Source organism: Burkholderia sp. WP42, assembly GCF_000745665.1.
Classification (GTDB): Bacteria; Pseudomonadota; Gammaproteobacteria; order Burkholderiales; family Burkholderiaceae; genus Burkholderia; species Burkholderia vietnamiensis.
In genome coordinates, this window is the sequence record NZ_JQJT01000048.1 from 1 (window position 1) to 18,224 (window position 18,224).

Genomic DNA, 18,224 nt, shown 5'->3' on the forward strand with positions numbered 1-18,224 from the left:
TTGCGCCGATCGCGATGGAAGAAGGTCTGCGCTTCGCAATCCGCGAAGGCGGCCGTACCGTCGGCGCTGGCGTCGTCGCCAAGATCATCGAGTAAGCCAGTTATTCGTTGATCGACAGTTTTGGGGCTGGCAGCAGCCGGCCCCAACATGGTTTAGGGGTATAGCTCAACTGGCAGAGCGTCGGTCTCCAAAACCGAAGGTTGGGGGTTCGATTCCCTCTGCCCCTGCCAAAAATCGCCACGTGTCACACGTGGCATTTGTTTTAAGGTGTTATGGCGAATCCATCCGTCGAAACTGTAAATACCTCCGGCGATAAGCTGATGCTGGCCCTGGGCGTATTGCTGGTCTTGGCCGGATTCGTGGGCTTCTTCTGGCTGGCCAACCAGCAGTGGTATGTCCGCGGTGCCGCATTGGCGGTAGGTATCATCGCCGGCGTGGCCGTCGGTCTGATGTCCGCACCTGGCAAGAGCCTCATCGCCTTTGCTAAGGATTCGTACAAGGAAGTCCGCAAGGTCGTTTGGCCCACCCGCAAGGAAGCAACGCAAACCACACTCGTCGTGTTCGGTTTCGTGCTCGTGATGGCGATTTTCCTCTGGTTGAGTGATAAATCGATCGAATGGGTGATTTTCTCGGCGATTCTGGGTTGGAAATGATATGAGCGATACTCCGGCATCCCCGAGCGGAAAGCGTTGGTACGTCGTGCACGCCTACTCCGGCATGGAGAAGAGCGTGCAGCGTGCGCTTCAAGAGCGCATCGAACGTGCCGGCATGCAGGACAAGTTCGGTCAGATACTCGTTCCGACCGAAGAAGTGGTCGAAGTCAAAGGCGGTCACAAGGCAGTGACCGAGCGTCGTTTTTTCCCCGGCTACGTGCTGGTGGAAATGGAAATGACGGACGAAACGTGGCACCTCGTGAAGAACACCGCGAAGGTCACCGGTTTCGTCGGCGGTGCGCGCAACCGCCCGACCCCGATTTCCCCGAAGGAAGTCGAAAAGATCATGTCGCAGATGCAGGAAGGCGTGGAAAAGCCGCGTCCGAAGACCCTGTTCGAAGTTGGCGAGATGGTGCGTGTCAAGGAAGGCCCGTTTACGGACTTCAACGGCACCGTCGAGGAAGTCAACTACGAGAAGTCGCGCGTGCGTGTATCGGTCACGATCTTTGGCCGGTCCACTCCGGTCGAGCTCGAGTTCGGCCAGGTCGAAAAAGTTTGATCCCGATTCGGTGGGCAGCCCAGGCTGCCCACCTTCGCGCTTACGGCCCGCGTCATGGCCGTTGAGGAGCGTCAGTAGCCAGCGGCGAACGCGCGTTATCACTCACCGAACGCCGCCTGGCGTTCCAACGAGGTTTTCAAATGGCAAAGAAGATTGTCGGCTTTATCAAGCTGCAGATCCCTGCAGGTAAAGCCAACCCGTCGCCGCCGGTCGGTCCGGCACTGGGCCAGCGCGGCCTGAACATCATGGAGTTCTGCAAGGCGTTCAACGCGCAGACTCAAGGCATGGAGCCGGGTCTGCCGGTGCCGGTGGTCATCACGGCATTCGCTGACAAGAGCTTCACGTTCGTGATGAAGACGCCGCCGGCGACCGTCCTGATCAAGAAGGCGGCGAAGGTGGACAAGGGCTCGAGCAAGCCGCACACCGACAAGGTCGGTTCGATCACGCGCGCTCAAGCCGAAGAAATCGCGAAGACCAAGATGCCGGACCTTACGGCAGCTGATCTGGACGCAGCCGTTCGCACCATCGCTGGTAGCGCACGCTCGATGGGCATCACCGTGGAGGGCGTGTAAATGGCTAAGATCTCCAAGCGCCGTCAGGCATTCGAAGCGAAGGTCGATCGTCAGAAGCTGTACGCGATCGAAGACGCACTGGCACTCGTGAAGGAATGCGCGAGCGCGAAGTTCAACGAGTCGATCGACGTCGCAGTTCAGCTCGGCATCGATGCGAAGAAGTCGGACCAGGTCGTTCGTGGTTCGGTCGTTCTGCCGGCAGGTACGGGCAAGTCGGTTCGCGTTGCGGTGTTCGCGCAAGGCGAAAAGGCCGAGCAGGCTCGCGCAGCAGGCGCCGAAATCGTCGGCATGGAAGACCTGGCTGAGCAGATCAAGGCTGGCCAGATGGACTTCGACATCGTGATCGCTTCGCCGGACACGATGCGTATCGTCGGTACGCTCGGTCAGATCCTCGGCCCGCGCGGCCTGATGCCGAACCCGAAGGTCGGCACGGTCACGCCGGACGTCGCAACCGCAGTGAAGAACGCAAAGGCAGGTCAGGTGCAGTTCCGCGTCGACAAGGCCGGTATCATCCACGCAACGATCGGCCGTGCGTCGTTCGAAGCGACCGCACTGCGTTCGAACCTGTCGGCACTGATCGAAGCGCTGCAGAAGGCCAAGCCGGCAACGAGCAAGGGCGTCTACCTGCGCAAGATCGCACTGTCGAGCACGATGGGCGTCGGCGTGCGCGTCGACCAGGCTACGCTGGCAGCGCAGTAAGCAAGTATTCGGGCCGCCTCGTTCGCGAGGCGGCCTAAATGGGCTTTGGGCGGTTGTTCGTGCAGCAAGGCGAACAACCGGTTATCAAAGACCGTTGGTGGGACGCAGCAGGCAGGCGATCCCTTAATTCAAGCCAACGCAGATGGCGAACCCGAAAAAGTTTTGCAGTGGTGAAGCCGCAGGTCGTGAAGCGATTCACGGCATGAGGTGGAAATACTCCTAACGAGGTCGGACGCCGTTGTTGAACGAGGTACGTGAGGTAGCCCTGTCGGCAAGCCGAACGTATCGTTTCTGGAGGCTAACCGTGCCGCTTAATAGAGAAGACAAGCAAGCCGTCGTCGCTGAGGTTGCCGCGCAAGTCGCGAAGGCCCAGACCGTTGTGCTGGCTGAGTATCGTGGAATTGCGGTTGGCGATCTGACCAAGCTGCGCGCGAAAGCGCGTGAGCAACAGGTTTACCTGCGCGTGTTGAAGAACACGCTGGCGCGTCGCGCCGTCGAAGGTACGCCGTTTGCTCCGCTGGCAGAGCAGATGACTGGTCCCCTGATCTACGGCATCTCGGAAGATGCCATTGCTGCTGCTAAGGTCGTCAACGACTTCAGCAAGGGCAATGAAAAGTTGGTCATCAAGGCTGGTTCGTTCGATGGCAAGGTGATGGACAAGGCTGGCGTGCAAGCGCTGGCAAGCATCCCGAGCCGCGAAGAACTGCTCTCGAAGCTGCTGTTCGTTATGCAATCGCCTGTTTCGGGCTTCGCGCGCGCTCTCGCCGCGCTGGCCGAGAAGAAGCAAGCGGAAGCTGCGTAAGCGAACGTGCATCAGCGTCATTGATCGCTGGCTGTATCCGAATTCAATTTAGGAGTATTTCAAATGGCAATCGCAAAAGAAGACATCCTGGCAGCAGTCGAAGGGATGACCGTTCTGGAACTGAACGAACTGGTCAAGGCATTCGAAGAGAAGTTTGGCGTGTCGGCAGCTGCAGTGGCAGTCGCTGGCCCGGCAGGCGGCGCAGCCGCTGCTGTGGAAGAGAAGACCGAATTCACGGTCGTCCTGACTGAAGCAGGCAGCAACAAGGTTGCAGTCATCAAGGCAGTTCGCGAACTGACGGGCCTGGGCCTGAAGGAAGCGAAGGACGTCGTTGACGGCGCACCGAAGGCTGTCAAGGAAGGCGTCGACAAGGCTGCTGCTGAAGAAGCCAAGAAGAAGCTGGAAGAAGCAGGCGCGAAGGTCGAAGTCAAGTAAGTTTCGACGCGCTGTGCGAAGGCTGGCGGTATTTTCACCGCCGGCCTTTTTGTGCTTTGTGGGGACGTTATTCTGGCACTCTTTCGGGAGCCCGAATGATCGGCCCCAGAAGCCAAAGAAAACCGTCAAATCGTTGCCGATGTCGCGACTGGCGTTTCTCTTTGTCTTCTGAAGCGACTGCAGAAGGCAAGTTTGGTCGGGTAGCGGGCAACACAGGCATCCGCTGCCGTCAGCCAGCGGTTGGTAGCGGCCAACCACCAAGCTTCTCGGCTCGTTCAAGCCATCGGGCGGCCATCGGGTCTCAGTCGGTGAACACTCGGGTTTGAAACGTCCAGGTATCCCGCCTCGACAGCACCCGCCGTGATTCGGAGATCGTATGCAATATTCCTTCACCGAGAAGAAGCGCATTCGCAAGAGTTTCGCGAAGCGCCCCATCGTTCACCAAGTTCCGTTCTTGCTGGCCACCCAGCTTGAATCATTCAGCACGTTTCTGCAAGCTGATGTGCCGGCAACGCAACGCAAGCCCGAAGGCTTGCAGGCCGCGTTCACGTCGGTATTTCCCATTGTTTCGCACAACGGTTTCGCGCGCCTCGAGTTCGTGAGCTATGCGCTGTCCTCGCCGGCATTCAACATCAAGGAATGCCAGCAGCGGGGCCTGACGTACTGCTCGGCGCTGCGCGCGAAGGTCCGCCTCGTCATCCTCGACAAGGAATCGCCGAACAAGCCGGTCGTCAAGGAAGTGAAGGAGCAGGAAGTGTACATGGGCGAAATTCCGCTCATGACGCCGACGGGCTCGTTCGTCATCAACGGCACCGAGCGTGTCATCGTCTCGCAGCTGCACCGTTCGCCGGGCGTGTTCTTCGAACACGACAAGGGCAAGACGCACAGCTCGGGCAAGCTGCTGTTCTCGGCACGGATCATTCCGTACCGCGGCTCGTGGCTCGACTTCGAATTCGATCCGAAGGACATCCTGTACTTCCGCGTCGACCGTCGCCGCAAGATGCCGGTCACGATCCTGCTGAAGGCCATCGGCCTCACGCCGGAACAGATCCTCGCGAACTTCTTCGTGTTCGACAACTTCACGCTGATGGACGAAGGCGCGCAACTCGAGTTCGTGCCCGAGCGCCTGCGTGGTGAAGTCGCGCGTTTCGACATCACCGATCGCGACGGCAAGGTCATCGTCCAGAAGGACAAGCGGATCAACGCGAAGCACATTCGCGACCTCGAAGCCGCGAAGACCAAGTTCATCTCGGTGCCGGAAGACTATCTGCTCGGCCGCGTGCTGGCGAAGAACGTCGTCGACGGCGATACCGGCGAAGTGATCGCGAGCGCGAACGACGAAGTCACGGAAAGCGTGCTCGAGAAGCTGCGCGAAGCCGGCATCAAGGACATCCAGACGCTCTACACGAACGATCTGGATCAGGGTCCGTACATCTCGTCGACGCTGCGCGTCGACGAAACGACCGACCGTACGGCCGCGCGCATCGCGATCTACCGCATGATGCGTCCGGGCGAACCGCCGACCGAAGAAGCGGTCGAGGCGCTGTTCAACCGTTTGTTCTACAGCGAAGAAGCGTACGACCTGTCGAAGGTCGGCCGCATGAAGTTCAACCGCCGCGTCGGCCGTGACGAAATCGTCGGCCCGATGACGCTGCAGGACGACGACATCCTCGCGACGATCAAGATCCTCGTCGAGCTGCGCAACGGCAAGGGCGAAGTGGACGACATCGACCACCTCGGCAACCGTCGCGTGCGTTGCGTCGGCGAACTGGCGGAAAACCAGTTCCGCGCCGGTCTCGTGCGTGTCGAGCGCGCGGTGAAGGAACGCCTCGGCCAGGCCGAAAGCGAAAACCTGATGCCGCACGACCTGATCAACTCGAAGCCGATTTCGTCGGCGATCCGCGAGTTCTTCGGTTCGTCGCAGCTGTCGCAGTTCATGGACCAGACCAACCCGCTGTCGGAAATCACGCACAAGCGCCGTGTTTCCGCACTGGGCCCGGGCGGTCTGACGCGCGAGCGCGCAGGCTTCGAAGTCCGCGACGTGCACCCGACCCACTACGGCCGCGTGTGCCCGATCGAAACGCCGGAAGGTCCGAACATCGGCCTGATCAACTCGCTCGCACTGTACGCGCACCTGAACGAGTACGGCTTCCTCGAGACGCCGTACCGCAAGGTCGTGGACAGCAAGGTGACCGACCAGATCGACTACCTGTCGGCGATCGAGGAAGGCCGCTACATGATCGCTCAGGCGAACGCCGCGATCGACGAGAACGGCCAGCTGATCGACGAACTCGTGTCGTCGCGTGAAGCCGGCGAAACGATGATGGTCACGCCGGATCGCATCCAGTACATGGACGTCGCGCCGTCGCAGATCGTGTCGGTGGCAGCTTCGCTGATTCCGTTCCTCGAGCACGACGACGCGAACCGTGCACTGATGGGCTCGAACATGCAGCGTCAGGCCGTGCCGTGTCTGCGTCCGGAGAAGCCGGTCGTCGGTACGGGCATCGAGCGCACCTGCGCGGTCGACTCGGGCACGACGGTTCAGGCGTTCCGCGGCGGTGTGGTCGACTACGTCGACGCAGGCCGTATCGTGATTCGCGTGAACGACGACGAAGCGGTCGCAGGTGAAGTCGGTGTCGACATCTACAACCTGATCAAGTACACGCGTTCGAACCAGAACACGAACATCAATCAGCGTCCGATCGTGAAGATGGGCGACAAGGTCTCGCGCGGCGACGTGCTGGCCGACGGCGCCTCGACGGACCTGGGCGAGCTCGCGCTCGGCCAGAACATGCTGATCGCGTTCATGCCGTGGAACGGCTACAACTTCGAAGACTCGATCCTGATCTCGGAGAAGGTGGTCGCGGACGATCGCTACACGTCGATCCACATCGAAGAGCTGAACGTCGTTGCACGCGACACGAAGCTCGGGCCGGAAGAAATCACGCGCGACATCTCGAACCTGGCGGAAGTCCAGCTCGGCCGTCTCGACGAATCGGGCATCGTGTACATCGGTGCTGAAGTCGAAGCGGGCGACGTGCTGGTCGGCAAGGTCACGCCGAAGGGCGAGACCCAGCTGACGCCGGAAGAGAAGCTGCTGCGCGCGATCTTCGGCGAGAAGGCTTCGGATGTGAAGGACACGTCGCTGCGCGTGCCGTCGGGCATGAGCGGCACGGTGATCGACGTCCAGGTGTTCACGCGCGAAGGCATCCAGCGCGACAAGCGTGCGCAACAGATCATCGACGACGAACTGAAGCGCTACCGTCTCGACCTGAACGACCAGCTGCGCATCGTGGAAGGCGACGCGTTCCAGCGTCTCGCCCGCATGCTGGTGGGCAAGGTCGCGAACGGCGGTCCGAAGAAGCTCGCGAAGGGCACGAAGATCGACCAGGCTTACCTGGAAGATCTCGACCACTACCACTGGTTCGACATCCGCCTCGCGGACGACGAAGCAGCGGCGCAGCTCGAAGCGATCAAGAACTCGATCGAAGAGAAGCGTCACCAGTTCGACCTCGCGTTCGAAGAGAAGCGCAAGAAGCTCACGCAAGGCGACGAACTGCCGCCGGGCGTGCTGAAGATGGTCAAGGTGTACCTCGCGGTGAAGCGCCGCCTGCAGCCTGGCGACAAGATGGCAGGCCGTCACGGTAACAAGGGTGTCGTGTCGAAGATCGTCCCGATCGAAGACATGCCGTACATGGCCGACGGCCGTCCGGCCGACGTCGTGCTGAACCCGCTCGGCGTGCCGTCGCGGATGAACGTGGGTCAGGTGCTCGAAGTTCACCTCGGCTGGGCCGCGAAGGGTCTCGGCTGGCGGATCGGCGAAATGCTGCAGCGTCAGGCGAAGATCGAGGAACTGCGCGTGTTCCTGACGAAGATCTACAACGAGTCGGGCCGCCAGGAAGATCTGGAAAGCTTCACCGACGAAGAGATCCTCGAACTCGCGAAGAACCTGCGCGAAGGCGTGCCGTTCGCGACGCCGGTGTTCGACGGTGCGACCGAGGAAGAAATGGGCAAGATGCTCGACCTCGCGTTCCCGGACGACATCGCGCAACAGCTCGACATGAACCCGTCGAAGAACCAGGTCCGCCTGTACGACGGTCGCACGGGCGAGCAGTTCGAACGTCGCGTGACGCTCGGCTACATGCACTACCTGAAGCTGCACCACCTTGTCGACGACAAGATGCACGCGCGTTCGACGGGCCCGTACTCGCTCGTCACGCAGCAGCCGCTGGGTGGTAAGGCGCAGTTCGGCGGCCAGCGTTTCGGTGAAATGGAAGTGTGGGCACTCGAAGCGTACGGCGCGTCCTACGTGCTGCAGGAAATGCTGACGGTGAAGTCGGACGACGTGACCGGCCGGACGAAGGTCTACGAGAACCTCGTCAAGGGCGATCACGTGATCGATGCAGGCATGCCGGAATCCTTCAACGTGCTGGTGAAGGAAATCCGCTCGCTCGGTATCGACATCGATCTCGACCGCAATTAATCGGACTACGGAGAGAAGGCAATGAAAGCTCTGCTCGATCTATTCAAGCAAGTCCAACAGGAAGAAGTTTTCGACGCGATCAAGATCGGTCTGGCCTCGCCGGACAAGATCCGTTCGTGGTCGTTCGGCGAAGTGAAGAAGCCGGAGACCATCAACTACCGTACGTTCAAGCCGGAACGCGATGGTCTGTTCTGCGCGAAGATCTTCGGGCCGATCAAGGACTACGAGTGCCTGTGCGGCAAGTACAAGCGCCTGAAGCACCGCGGCGTGATCTGCGAGAAGTGCGGCGTCGAAGTGACGCTGGCGAAGGTGCGTCGCGAACGCATGGGCCACATCGAGCTGGCCTCGCCGGTCGCGCACATCTGGTTCCTGAAGTCGCTGCCGTCGCGTCTGGGCATGGTGCTCGACATGACGCTGCGCGACATCGAACGCGTGCTGTACTTCGAAGCGTACGTGGTGATCGAACCGGGCATGACGCCGCTGAAGGCGCGGCAGATCATGACCGAAGAGGATTACTACAACAAGGTCGAGGAATACGGCGACGAATTCCGTGCCGAGATGGGCGCGGAAGGCGTGCGTGAGTTGCTGCGCGCGATCAACATCGACGAGCAGGTCGAGACGCTGCGCACCGAGCTGAAGAACACCGGCTCGGAAGCGAAGATCAAGAAGTACGCGAAGCGCCTGAAGGTCCTCGAGGCATTCCAGCGCTCGGGCATCAAGCCCGAGTGGATGATCCTCGAAGTGCTGCCGGTGCTGCCGCCGGAACTGCGTCCGCTCGTGCCGCTGGACGGCGGCCGTTTCGCGACGTCGGACCTGAACGACCTGTATCGCCGCGTGATCAACCGTAACAACCGGTTGAAGCGTCTGCTCGAGCTGAAGGCGCCTGAAATCATCGTCCGCAACGAAAAGCGGATGCTGCAGGAAGCCGTCGACTCGCTGCTCGACAACGGCCGTCGCGGCAAGGCGATGACGGGCGCGAACAAGCGTCCGCTGAAGTCGCTCGCCGACATGATCAAGGGTAAGGGCGGTCGCTTCCGTCAGAACCTGCTGGGCAAGCGCGTCGACTACTCGGGCCGTTCGGTCATCGTGGTCGGCCCGACGCTGAAGCTGCACCAGTGCGGTCTGCCGAAGCTGATGGCGCTCGAACTGTTCAAGCCGTTCATCTTCAACAAGCTGGAAGTGATGGGCGTCGCGACGACCATCAAGGCTGCGAAGAAGGAAGTCGAGAACCAGACGCCGGTCGTGTGGGACATCCTCGAAGAGGTGATCCGCGAGCATCCGGTGATGCTGAACCGTGCGCCGACGCTGCACCGTCTCGGTATCCAGGCGTTCGAGCCGGTGCTGATCGAAGGCAAGGCGATCCAGCTGCACCCGCTCGTCTGCGCGGCGTTCAACGCCGACTTCGACGGTGACCAGATGGCCGTTCACGTGCCGCTGTCGCTCGAAGCGCAGATGGAAGCGCGCACGCTGATGCTGGCGTCGAACAACGTGCTGTTCCCGGCCAACGGCGATCCGTCGATCGTGCCGTCGCAGGATATCGTGCTGGGTCTGTACTACGCGACCCGCGAAGCGGTCAACGCGAAGGGCGAAGGCCTCTCGTTCACCGGCGTGTCGGAAGTGATCCGCGCGTACGAGAACAAGGAAGTCGAGCTCGCATCGCGCGTGAACGTGCGGATCACCGAAATGGTCCGCAACGAGGACACGTCGGAAGGCGCGCCGCAATTCGTGCCGAAGATCTCGCTGTACGCGACGACCGTCGGCCGCGCGATCCTGTCGGAGATCCTGCCGCACGGCCTGCCGTTCTCGGTGCTGAACAAGCCGCTGAAGAAGAAGGAAATCTCGCGCCTGATCAACACCGCGTTCCGCAAGTGCGGTCTGCGTGCGACGGTCGTGTTCGCCGACCAGCTGATGCAGTCGGGTTTCCGTCTCGCGACGCGTGCCGGTATTTCGATCTGCGTGGACGACATGCTCGTGCCGCCGCAGAAGGAAACGATCGTCGGCGACGCCGCGAAGAAGGTGAAGGAGTACGACCGTCAGTACATGTCGGGTCTCGTCACCGCGCAGGAACGCTACAACAACGTGGTCGACATCTGGTCGGCAACGTCGGAAGCGGTCGGCAAGGCGATGATGGAGCAGCTGTCGACGGAGCCGGTGATCGACCGCGACGGCAACGAGACGCGCCAGGAGTCGTTCAACTCGATCTACATGATGGCCGACTCGGGCGCCCGGGGTTCGGCGGTGCAGATTCGTCAGCTGGCCGGTATGCGTGGCCTGATGGCGAAGCCGGACGGCTCCATTATCGAGACGCCGATTACCGCGAACTTCCGCGAAGGCCTGAACGTGCTGCAGTACTTCATCTCGACCCACGGTGCACGTAAGGGTCTGGCTGATACGGCACTGAAGACCGCGAACTCGGGTTACCTGACGCGTCGTCTCGTCGACGTCACGCAGGATCTGGTGGTGGTCGAGGACGATTGCGGCACGTCGAACGGCGTCGCGATGAAGGCGCTGGTCGAAGGCGGTGAAGTCGTCGAAGCGCTGCGCGACCGTATCCTCGGCCGCGTCGCGGTGGCGGACGTCGTCAATCCGGAAACGCAGGAAACGCTGTACGAATCGGGCACGCTGCTCGACGAAACGGCGGTCGAGGAAATCGAACGCCTCGGCATCGACGAAGTGCGCGTGCGCACGCCGCTGACCTGCGAAACGCGCTACGGTCTGTGCGCGGCCTGCTACGGCCGCGACCTCGGCCGCGGCTCGCTGGTGAACGTCGGCGAAGCAGTCGGCGTGATCGCGGCACAGTCGATCGGCGAACCGGGCACGCAGCTGACGATGCGTACGTTCCACATCGGTGGTGCGGCATCGCGTGCGGCAGTGGCGTCGTCGGTCGAAGCGAAGAGCAACGGTATCGTGCGTTTCACGGCGACGATGCGCTACGTGACGAACGCGAAGGGCGAGCAGATCGTCATTTCGCGCTCGGGCGAGGCGCTGATCACCGACGATATCGGCCGCGAGCGCGAACGTCACAAGATCCCGTACGGCGCGACGCTGCTGCAGCTCGACGGTGCGACGATCAAGGCCGGCACGCAGCTGGCGACGTGGGACCCGATGACGCGTCCGATCATCACCGAGTACGGTGGTACGGTGAAGTTCGAGAACGTCGAGGAAGGCGTGACCGTCGCGAAGCAGATCGACGACGTGACCGGTCTGTCGACGCTGGTCGTGATCGACGTGAAGCGCCGCGGTTCGCAGGCGTCGAAGAGCGTGCGTCCGCAGGTGAAGTTGCTCGACGCGAACGGCGAGGAAGTGAAGATCCCGGGCACGGAGCACGCGGTGCAGATCGGCTTCCAGGTCGGCGCACTGATCACCGTGAAGGACGGTCAGCAAGTGCAGGTGGGTGAAGTGCTCGCACGTATCCCGACCGAAGCGCAGAAGACGCGTGACATTACCGGCGGTCTGCCGCGGGTGGCGGAACTGTTCGAAGCGCGTTCGCCGAAGGATGCGGGCATTCTCGCGGAAGTCACCGGCACGACGTCGTTCGGCAAGGACACGAAGGGCAAGCAGCGTCTCGTCATCACGGACCTCGAAGGCAATCAGCACGAGTTCCTGATCGCGAAGGAAAAGCAGGTGCTGGTCCACGATGCTCAGGTCGTCAACAAGGGCGAAATGATCGTGGACGGCCCGGCCGATCCGCACGACATCCTGCGTCTGCAGGGTATCGAGGCGCTGTCGCGCTACATCGTCGACGAAGTGCAGGACGTGTACCGTCTGCAGGGCGTGAAGATCAACGACAAGCACATCGAGGTGATCGTTCGCCAGATGCTGCGTCGTGTGCAGATCACCGACAACGGCGATACGCGCTTCATCCCGGGCGAACAGGTCGAGCGTTCCGACATGCTGGACGAGAACGATCGCATGATCGCCGAGGGCAAGCGCCCGGCTTCGTACGACAACGTGCTGCTCGGTATCACGAAGGCGTCGCTGTCGACCGACTCGTTCATCTCCGCGGCATCGTTCCAGGAAACGACCCGCGTGCTGACCGAAGCGGCGATCATGGGCAAGCGCGACGATCTGCGCGGCCTGAAGGAAAACGTGATCGTCGGCCGTCTGATTCCGGCCGGTACGGGTCTCGCGTTCCACAAGGCACGCAAGGCGAAGGAGATGTCCGACCGCGAGCGTTTCGACCAGATCGCAGCGGAAGAGGCATTCGACTTCGGCACGCCGAGCGCGCCCGCGGAAGAGCCGCAACACCCGGCAGCCGAATAAGCGCGGGGCGGCGCGAGCCGCTTCCCGTTGCCTTATTCGCTGTCGTCGAAACCGCCCGGTCCGCCGGGCGGTTTTTTTTGTCCGTCGTCCACGCGCATGACGGGCTTGCCGCACGATCGGGCAGGCCCGTCATGCGCGCGCGTGAACCCGTCCGATTGGCCGACGTTGCACGATACGCCGTGCGTTGTGCGGGCGGGTTGTTAAAATTGCGGTCATCCTTCCGCCGTCCTATTTCTCATTCATGTCCCGCGCCCTCGAAATCCTCGACGAAGTCTTCGGTTATTCCGCCTTTCGCGGCCAGCAGGGCGAGATCGTCGAACACGTCGCCGGCGGCGGCGATTGCCTCGTGCTGATGCCGACGGGCGGCGGCAAGTCGCTGTGCTACCAGATTCCCGCGCTGCTGCGCCGCGAGGCCGGGCAGGGCGCCGGCATCGTCGTGTCGCCGCTGATCGCGCTGATGCAGGACCAGGTCGCCGCGCTGCGCGAAGTCGGCGTGCGCGCCGCGTACCTGAACTCGACGCTGTCCGGCGCCGAGGCCGCCGCGACCGAGCGCGCGCTGCGCGAAGGCGAGATCGATCTGCTGTACGTCGCGCCGGAGCGTCTGATGACCGGCCGCTTCCTCGAGCTGCTCGAGCGCGCGAGGATCGGCCTGTTCGCGATCGACGAGGCGCACTGCGTGTCGCAGTGGGGGCACGACTTCCGGCCTGAATACATCCAGCTGTCGGTGCTGCACGAGCGTTTCCCGTCGGTGCCGCGCATCGCGCTGACGGCCACCGCCGACGCGATCACGCGCGACGAGATCATCCATCGTCTCGCGCTCGACGATGCGCGCGTGTTCGTGTCGAGCTTCGACCGGCCGAACATCCGCTACCGGATCGTCGAAAAGGACAACGCGCGCGCGCAGCTGCTCGACTTCATCCGCGCCGAACACACGAACGCGGACGGCACGACCGACGCGGGCGTCGTCTACTGCCTGTCGCGTCGCAAGGTCGAGGAGACGGCCGAATGGCTGAAGGCGCAAGGCGTGCGCGCGCTGCCGTATCACGCGGGGATGGAGTTCGAGGTGCGGCAAAAGCACCAGGAAATGTTCCAGCGCGAAGAAGGTGTCGTGATGTGCGCGACGATCGCGTTCGGCATGGGCATCGACAAGCCCGACGTGCGCTTCGTCGCGCACCTCGATTTGCCGAAGAGCGTCGAGGGCTATTACCAGGAAACCGGCCGCGCCGGGCGCGACGGTTTGCCGGCGAACGCGTGGATGGCGTACGGCCTCGGCGACGTCGTGCAGCAGCGCAAGATGATCGACGAATCCGATGCGGACGACGCGCACAAGCGCGTGCAAACGTCGAAGCTCGACGCGCTGCTCGGGCTGTGCGAGACGATCTCGTGCCGGCGCGTGCGTTTGCTGAATTACTTCGGCGAGGCGAGCGAGCCGTGTGGCAACTGCGATACCTGTCTCGAGCCGCCCGATTCGTGGGATGCGACGCGCGAGGCGCAGATGGCGCTGTCGTGCGTGTTCCGCGCGCAGCGTGCGAGCGGCTTCAATTTCGGCGCGAGCCATCTGATCGAGATCCTGCGCGGCGCGCGCACCGAGAAGGTCCTGCAGCGCGGCCATGATCAATTGAGCACCTTCGGGATCGGCGCGGCGCTGTCTGAGCCCGAGTGGCGCGCGATTTTCCGGCAACTGGTCGCGTACGGCTATCTGGCCGTCGATCACGGGGGCTTCGGCGCGCTCGTGCTGACCGAGGCCGCGAAGCCGGTGCTGAAGAACGAGGAGAAGGTGACGCTGCGCCGCTACGTGAAGCCGCAGCGCTCCTCGCGCCAGTCGTCCAGCCGCAGCGGCACGCGCGTCGACCCGACGGCCGGCATGGGCGCGCGCGAGCGGGCACGCTGGGACGCGCTGCGCGCATGGCGCGCGGAAACCGCGAAGTCAGACGGCGTGCCGGCGTATGTGATCTTCCACGACGCGACGCTCGCCGAAATCGCGCGCAACGCGCCGGAGACGATCGAAGACCTGCGCCATATCCCCGGCATGGGCGTGCGCAAGCTCGAACGCTTCGGCGACGAGATCATCGACGTCGTCGAATCGGCGTGATCGAGGCGTGACGGCGGCGCGCGGGCAGCACGACCGTGTCCGTCCCGACCGTCGACGTAAACCGGCCGCGCGCCCGGTAAATCACGCAAGCCGTTGACTTAGTTGGTATTTCCGGAATATGATGTTGGGTTCCGGTATTCGGTGGGCCGAGTCGCGTCGAGCGCTGTTCGAAGGTTCGTGCCCGTATCGCCGGTTCGGAAGTCAACTGTGCGCCGATTTTCGCTTTGCCCGAAATCGATGTGCAGATTTTGTTCAATTTCAGGAATAAACAATGCCAACCATCAACCAACTGGTTCGCAAAGGCCGTCAGTCGGAAACGACGAAGAGCAAGAGCCCGGCCCTGCAGGACTGCCCCCAGCGTCGCGGCGTGTGCACCCGTGTGTACACGACGACGCCGAAGAAGCCGAACTCGGCACTCCGTAAGGTTGCCAAGGTTCGTCTGACGAACGGCTTCGAAGTGATTTCGTACATCGGCGGTGAAGGCCACAACCTGCAGGAACACTCGGTTGTGCTGATCCGCGGCGGCCGTGTGAAGGACTTGCCGGGTGTGCGTTACCACATGGTTCGCGGCTCGCTGGATACCCAGGGCGTCAAGGACCGTAAGCAAGCGCGCTCGAAGTACGGCGCGAAGCGTGCAAAGGCTGCCAAGTAAGCAGTTTTTGATCAGGGATCGCCGCAGGGCGGTCAAGGCGGGAGTGCCGGATTGCCGGTGCTGTCGAGTAAGTGGTCACCCGGCCAAGCTGGTTAGTCGTGAAGATGTGATCGGGTTTGTTGGTGGCCGCGGAGCTGGATGCAGCTCCAACTGAACAGGTAAAGGAAGAATCATGCCGCGTCGTCGCGAAGTCCCCAAGCGGGAAGTGTTGCCGGATCCGAAGTTCGGCAACGTTGATGTAGCCAAGTTCATGAACATGCTGATGCTGTCCGGCAAGAAGTCGGTTGCAGAACGCATCGTTTATGGCGCATTCGAACAGATCCAGACCAAGGGTGGCAAGGACCCGCTGGAAGTGTTCACCGTTGCGCTCAACAACGTGAAGCCGGTGGTCGAAGTGAAGAGCCGCCGCGTTGGTGGTGCCAACTATCAAGTTCCGGTCGAAGTGCGCCCGTCGCGTCGTATGGCATTGGCGATGCGCTGGCTGCGTGAGGCTGCGAAGAAGCGCAGCGAGAAGTCGATGGCTCTGCGTCTGGCAGGCGAACTCTCCGAAGCGGCCGAAGGCCGTGGCGGCGCGATGAAGAAGCGCGATGAAGTTCACCGCATGGCAGAAGCCAACCGCGCGTTCTCGCATTTCCGTTTCTAAGCGCCTGGCTGGGCTGTAGCGGAAATAAATTCCGGGCGGGTGCGCTTTTCAGGCGCCTCGCCCGTTTGTGTTGAGGCGTGATGCAGCAGGGCTGCGTCACGTCATCCCAGTAGAGGATCAAAGTGGCTCGCAAGACTCCCATCGAGCGCTACCGCAATATCGGTATTAGCGCTCACATCGACGCCGGCAAGACGACGACGACCGAGCGCATTCTGTTTTACACCGGTGTGAACCACAAGATCGGTGAAGTCCACGACGGCGCAGCAACGATGGACTGGATGGAGCAGGAACAGGAGCGTGGCATCACGATCACGTCCGCTGCAACCACGGCCTTCTGGAAGGGCATGGGCGGCAACTATCCGGAACACCGCATCAACATCATCGACACCCCGGGCCACGTCGACTTCACGATCGAAGTCGAGCGCTCGATGCGCGTGCTCGACGGCGCGTGCATGGTCTACTGCGCAGTGGGCGGCGTGCAGCCGCAGTCGGAAACGGTGTGGCGCCAGGCGAACAAGTACAAGGTGCCCCGTCTCGCGTTCGTCAACAAGATGGACCGTACCGGCGCGAACTTCTTCAAGGTCTACGACCAGCTCCGTCTGCGCCTGAAGGCGAACCCGGTTCCGGTCGTGGTGCCGATCGGCTCGGAAGAAAACTTCAAGGGCGTGGTCGACCTGATCAAGATGAAGGCGATCATTTGGGACGAAGCGTCGCAAGGCACGAAGTTCGACTACGTCGACATCCCGGCCGAGCTCGCGGAAACCTGCAAGGAATGGCGCGAAAAGATGGTCGAAGCGGCTGCTGAAGCCAGCGAAGACCTGATGAACAAGTACCTGGAAGAAGGCGATCTGCCGGAAGCCGACATCATCAAGGCGCTGCGCGACCGTACGATCGCGTGCGAAATCCAGCCGATGCTGTGCGGTACCGCGTTCAAGAACAAGGGCGTGCAGCGCATGCTCGACGCCGTGATCGACTTCCTGCCGTCGCCGGTCGACATTCCGCCGGTCAAGGGCGAACTCGAAAACGGTGAAGCGGCAGAGCGCAAGGCATCGGACGAAGAGAAGTTCTCGTCGCTGGCGTTCAAGATCATGACCGACCCGTTCGTCGGCCAGCTGATCTTCTTCCGTGTGTACTCGGGCGTCGTCAACTCGGGCGACACGCTGCTGAACTCGACCAAGGGCAAGAAGGAACGCCTCGGCCGGATTCTGCAGATGCACGCGAACCAGCGTGAAGAAATCAAGGAAGTTCGCGCCGGCGACATCGCCGCTGCGGTCGGCCTGAAGGAAGCAACCACGGGCGACACGCTGTGCGACCCGGCGAACCCGATCGTTCTCGAACGCATGGTGTTCCCGGAGCCGGTGATTTCGCAGGCCGTCGAGCCGAAGACGAAGGCCGACCAGGAAAAGATGGGCCTCGCGCTGAACCGTCTGGCGCAGGAAGACCCGTCGTTCCGCGTGCAGACCGACGAAGAATCGGGCCAGACCATCATTTCGGGCATGGGCGAGCTCCACCTCGAAATTCTGGTCGACCGGATGAAGCGTGAATTCGGCGTGGAAGCAACCGTCGGCAAGCCGCAGGTTGCATACCGCGAAACGATCCGTTCGACGGCGAAGGACGTCGACGGCAAGTTCGTCAAGCAGTCGGGTGGTCGCGGCCAGTACGGTCACGCGGTCATCACGCTCGAGCCGAACGAGCAGGGCAAGGGCTACGAGTTCTTCGACGAGATCAAGGGTGGTGTGATTCCGCGTGAATACATCCCGGCGGTCGACAAGGGTATCCAGGACACGCTGAAGTCGGGCGTGCTGGCCGGCTTCCCGGTCGTCGACGTGAAGGTTCACCTGACGTTCGGTTCGTACCACGACGTCGACTCGAACGAAAATGCGTTCCGCATGGCCGGTTCGATGGCGTTCAAGGAAGCAATGCGCAAGGCGAACCCGGTCGTCCTCGAGCCGATGATGGCTGTCGAAGTCGAGACGCCGGAAGACTACATGGGCAACGTGATGGGCGACCTGTCGGGCCGTCGCGGTATCGTCCAGGGCATGGAAGACATGGTTGGCGGCGGCAAGATCGTTCGCGCCGAAGTGCCGCTGTCGGAAATGTTCGGTTACTCGACGTCGCTGCGCTCGCTGACGCAAGGTCGCGCAACGTACACGATGGAGTTCAAGCACTACGCCGAAGCTCCGCGCAACGTTGCTGACGCGATCATCAGCGCGAAGTCGAAGTAAATCTGAAGCTACCCAACCGATATTTTTTGAAAGAAGAGAATCATGGCAAAAGAAAAGTTTGAGCGGACCAAGCCGCACGTCAACGTTGGTACGATCGGTCACGTTGACCACGGCAAGACGACGCTGACGGCAGCGATCACGACGGT

The 18,224-nt window shown here is 62.0% G+C and carries 13 protein-coding genes, 1 tRNA gene and 1 pseudogene; all 15 read left to right on the top strand.

Annotated elements, in window-relative coordinates; translation table 11 throughout:
* Nucleotides 1-95, top strand: a pseudogene (locus EX20_RS31285) (elongation factor Tu); the annotation flags it as partial.
* Nucleotides 96-154: 59 nt separating this feature from the next.
* Nucleotides 155-230, top strand: a tRNA-Trp gene (locus EX20_RS22520).
* A gap of 42 nt (nucleotides 231-272) precedes the next feature.
* Nucleotides 273-653, top strand: coding sequence for a preprotein translocase subunit SecE (gene secE / locus EX20_RS22525; RefSeq protein ID WP_006482892.1), 381 nt, complete (start codon nucleotides 273-275; stop codon nucleotides 651-653).
* Between the two features lies 1 nt (nucleotide 654).
* Nucleotides 655-1,212, top strand: coding sequence for a transcription termination/antitermination protein NusG (gene nusG / locus EX20_RS22530; protein WP_006400672.1), 558 nt, complete (start codon nucleotides 655-657; stop codon nucleotides 1,210-1,212).
* 140 nt (nucleotides 1,213-1,352) lie between these two features.
* Nucleotides 1,353-1,784 (top strand): 50S ribosomal protein L11, encoded by a 432-nt coding sequence (rplK, locus tag EX20_RS22535; RefSeq protein ID WP_006753591.1) that lies wholly within the window; start codon nucleotides 1,353-1,355, stop codon nucleotides 1,782-1,784.
* Complete coding sequence (rplA, locus tag EX20_RS22540) at nucleotides 1,785-2,483, top strand: 50S ribosomal protein L1 (protein WP_011882997.1); 699 nt, start codon at nucleotides 1,785-1,787, stop codon at nucleotides 2,481-2,483. It begins immediately after the preceding gene.
* Nucleotides 2,484-2,787: 304 nt separating this feature from the next.
* The gene (gene rplJ, locus EX20_RS22545) at nucleotides 2,788-3,285 is read left to right on the top strand and encodes a 50S ribosomal protein L10 (RefSeq protein WP_014722280.1); all 498 of its coding nucleotides are present in this window, start codon (nucleotides 2,788-2,790) and stop codon (nucleotides 3,283-3,285) included.
* A gap of 63 nt (nucleotides 3,286-3,348) precedes the next feature.
* Nucleotides 3,349-3,720: a 50S ribosomal protein L7/L12 gene (gene rplL / locus EX20_RS22550; protein ID WP_011882999.1), complete on the top strand. Its 372-nt coding sequence runs from the start codon at nucleotides 3,349-3,351 to the stop codon at nucleotides 3,718-3,720.
* A 376-nt stretch (nucleotides 3,721-4,096) separates the two neighbouring features.
* Nucleotides 4,097-8,203 (top strand): DNA-directed RNA polymerase subunit beta, encoded by a 4,107-nt coding sequence (gene rpoB, locus EX20_RS22555; RefSeq protein ID WP_011883000.1) that lies wholly within the window; start codon nucleotides 4,097-4,099, stop codon nucleotides 8,201-8,203.
* Between the two features lie 21 nt (nucleotides 8,204-8,224).
* On the top strand, nucleotides 8,225-12,466 hold the full coding sequence (rpoC, locus tag EX20_RS22560; RefSeq protein ID WP_011883001.1) for a DNA-directed RNA polymerase subunit beta': 4,242 nt from the start codon (nucleotides 8,225-8,227) through the stop codon (nucleotides 12,464-12,466).
* Nucleotides 12,467-12,707: 241 nt separating this feature from the next.
* Entirely contained in the window at nucleotides 12,708-14,558 is a 1,851-nt protein-coding gene (recQ, locus tag EX20_RS22565) for a DNA helicase RecQ (RefSeq protein ID WP_034194839.1), read from the top strand.
* A gap of 271 nt (nucleotides 14,559-14,829) precedes the next feature.
* Nucleotides 14,830-15,210: a 30S ribosomal protein S12 gene (rpsL, locus tag EX20_RS22570; protein WP_006400662.1), complete on the top strand. Its 381-nt coding sequence runs from the start codon at nucleotides 14,830-14,832 to the stop codon at nucleotides 15,208-15,210.
* 172 nt (nucleotides 15,211-15,382) lie between these two features.
* A complete protein-coding gene (gene rpsG / locus EX20_RS22575; protein WP_006477195.1) occupies nucleotides 15,383-15,853 on the top strand; it encodes a 30S ribosomal protein S7 in 471 nt (156 codons plus the stop codon).
* Nucleotides 15,854-15,975: 122 nt separating this feature from the next.
* Complete coding sequence (fusA, locus tag EX20_RS22580) at nucleotides 15,976-18,078, top strand: elongation factor G (protein WP_011883003.1); 2,103 nt, start codon at nucleotides 15,976-15,978, stop codon at nucleotides 18,076-18,078.
* Nucleotides 18,079-18,120: 42 nt separating this feature from the next.
* The coding region (locus tag EX20_RS31290; protein ID WP_034194841.1) for a GTP-binding protein at nucleotides 18,121-18,224 on the top strand (104 nt) is incomplete at its 3' end.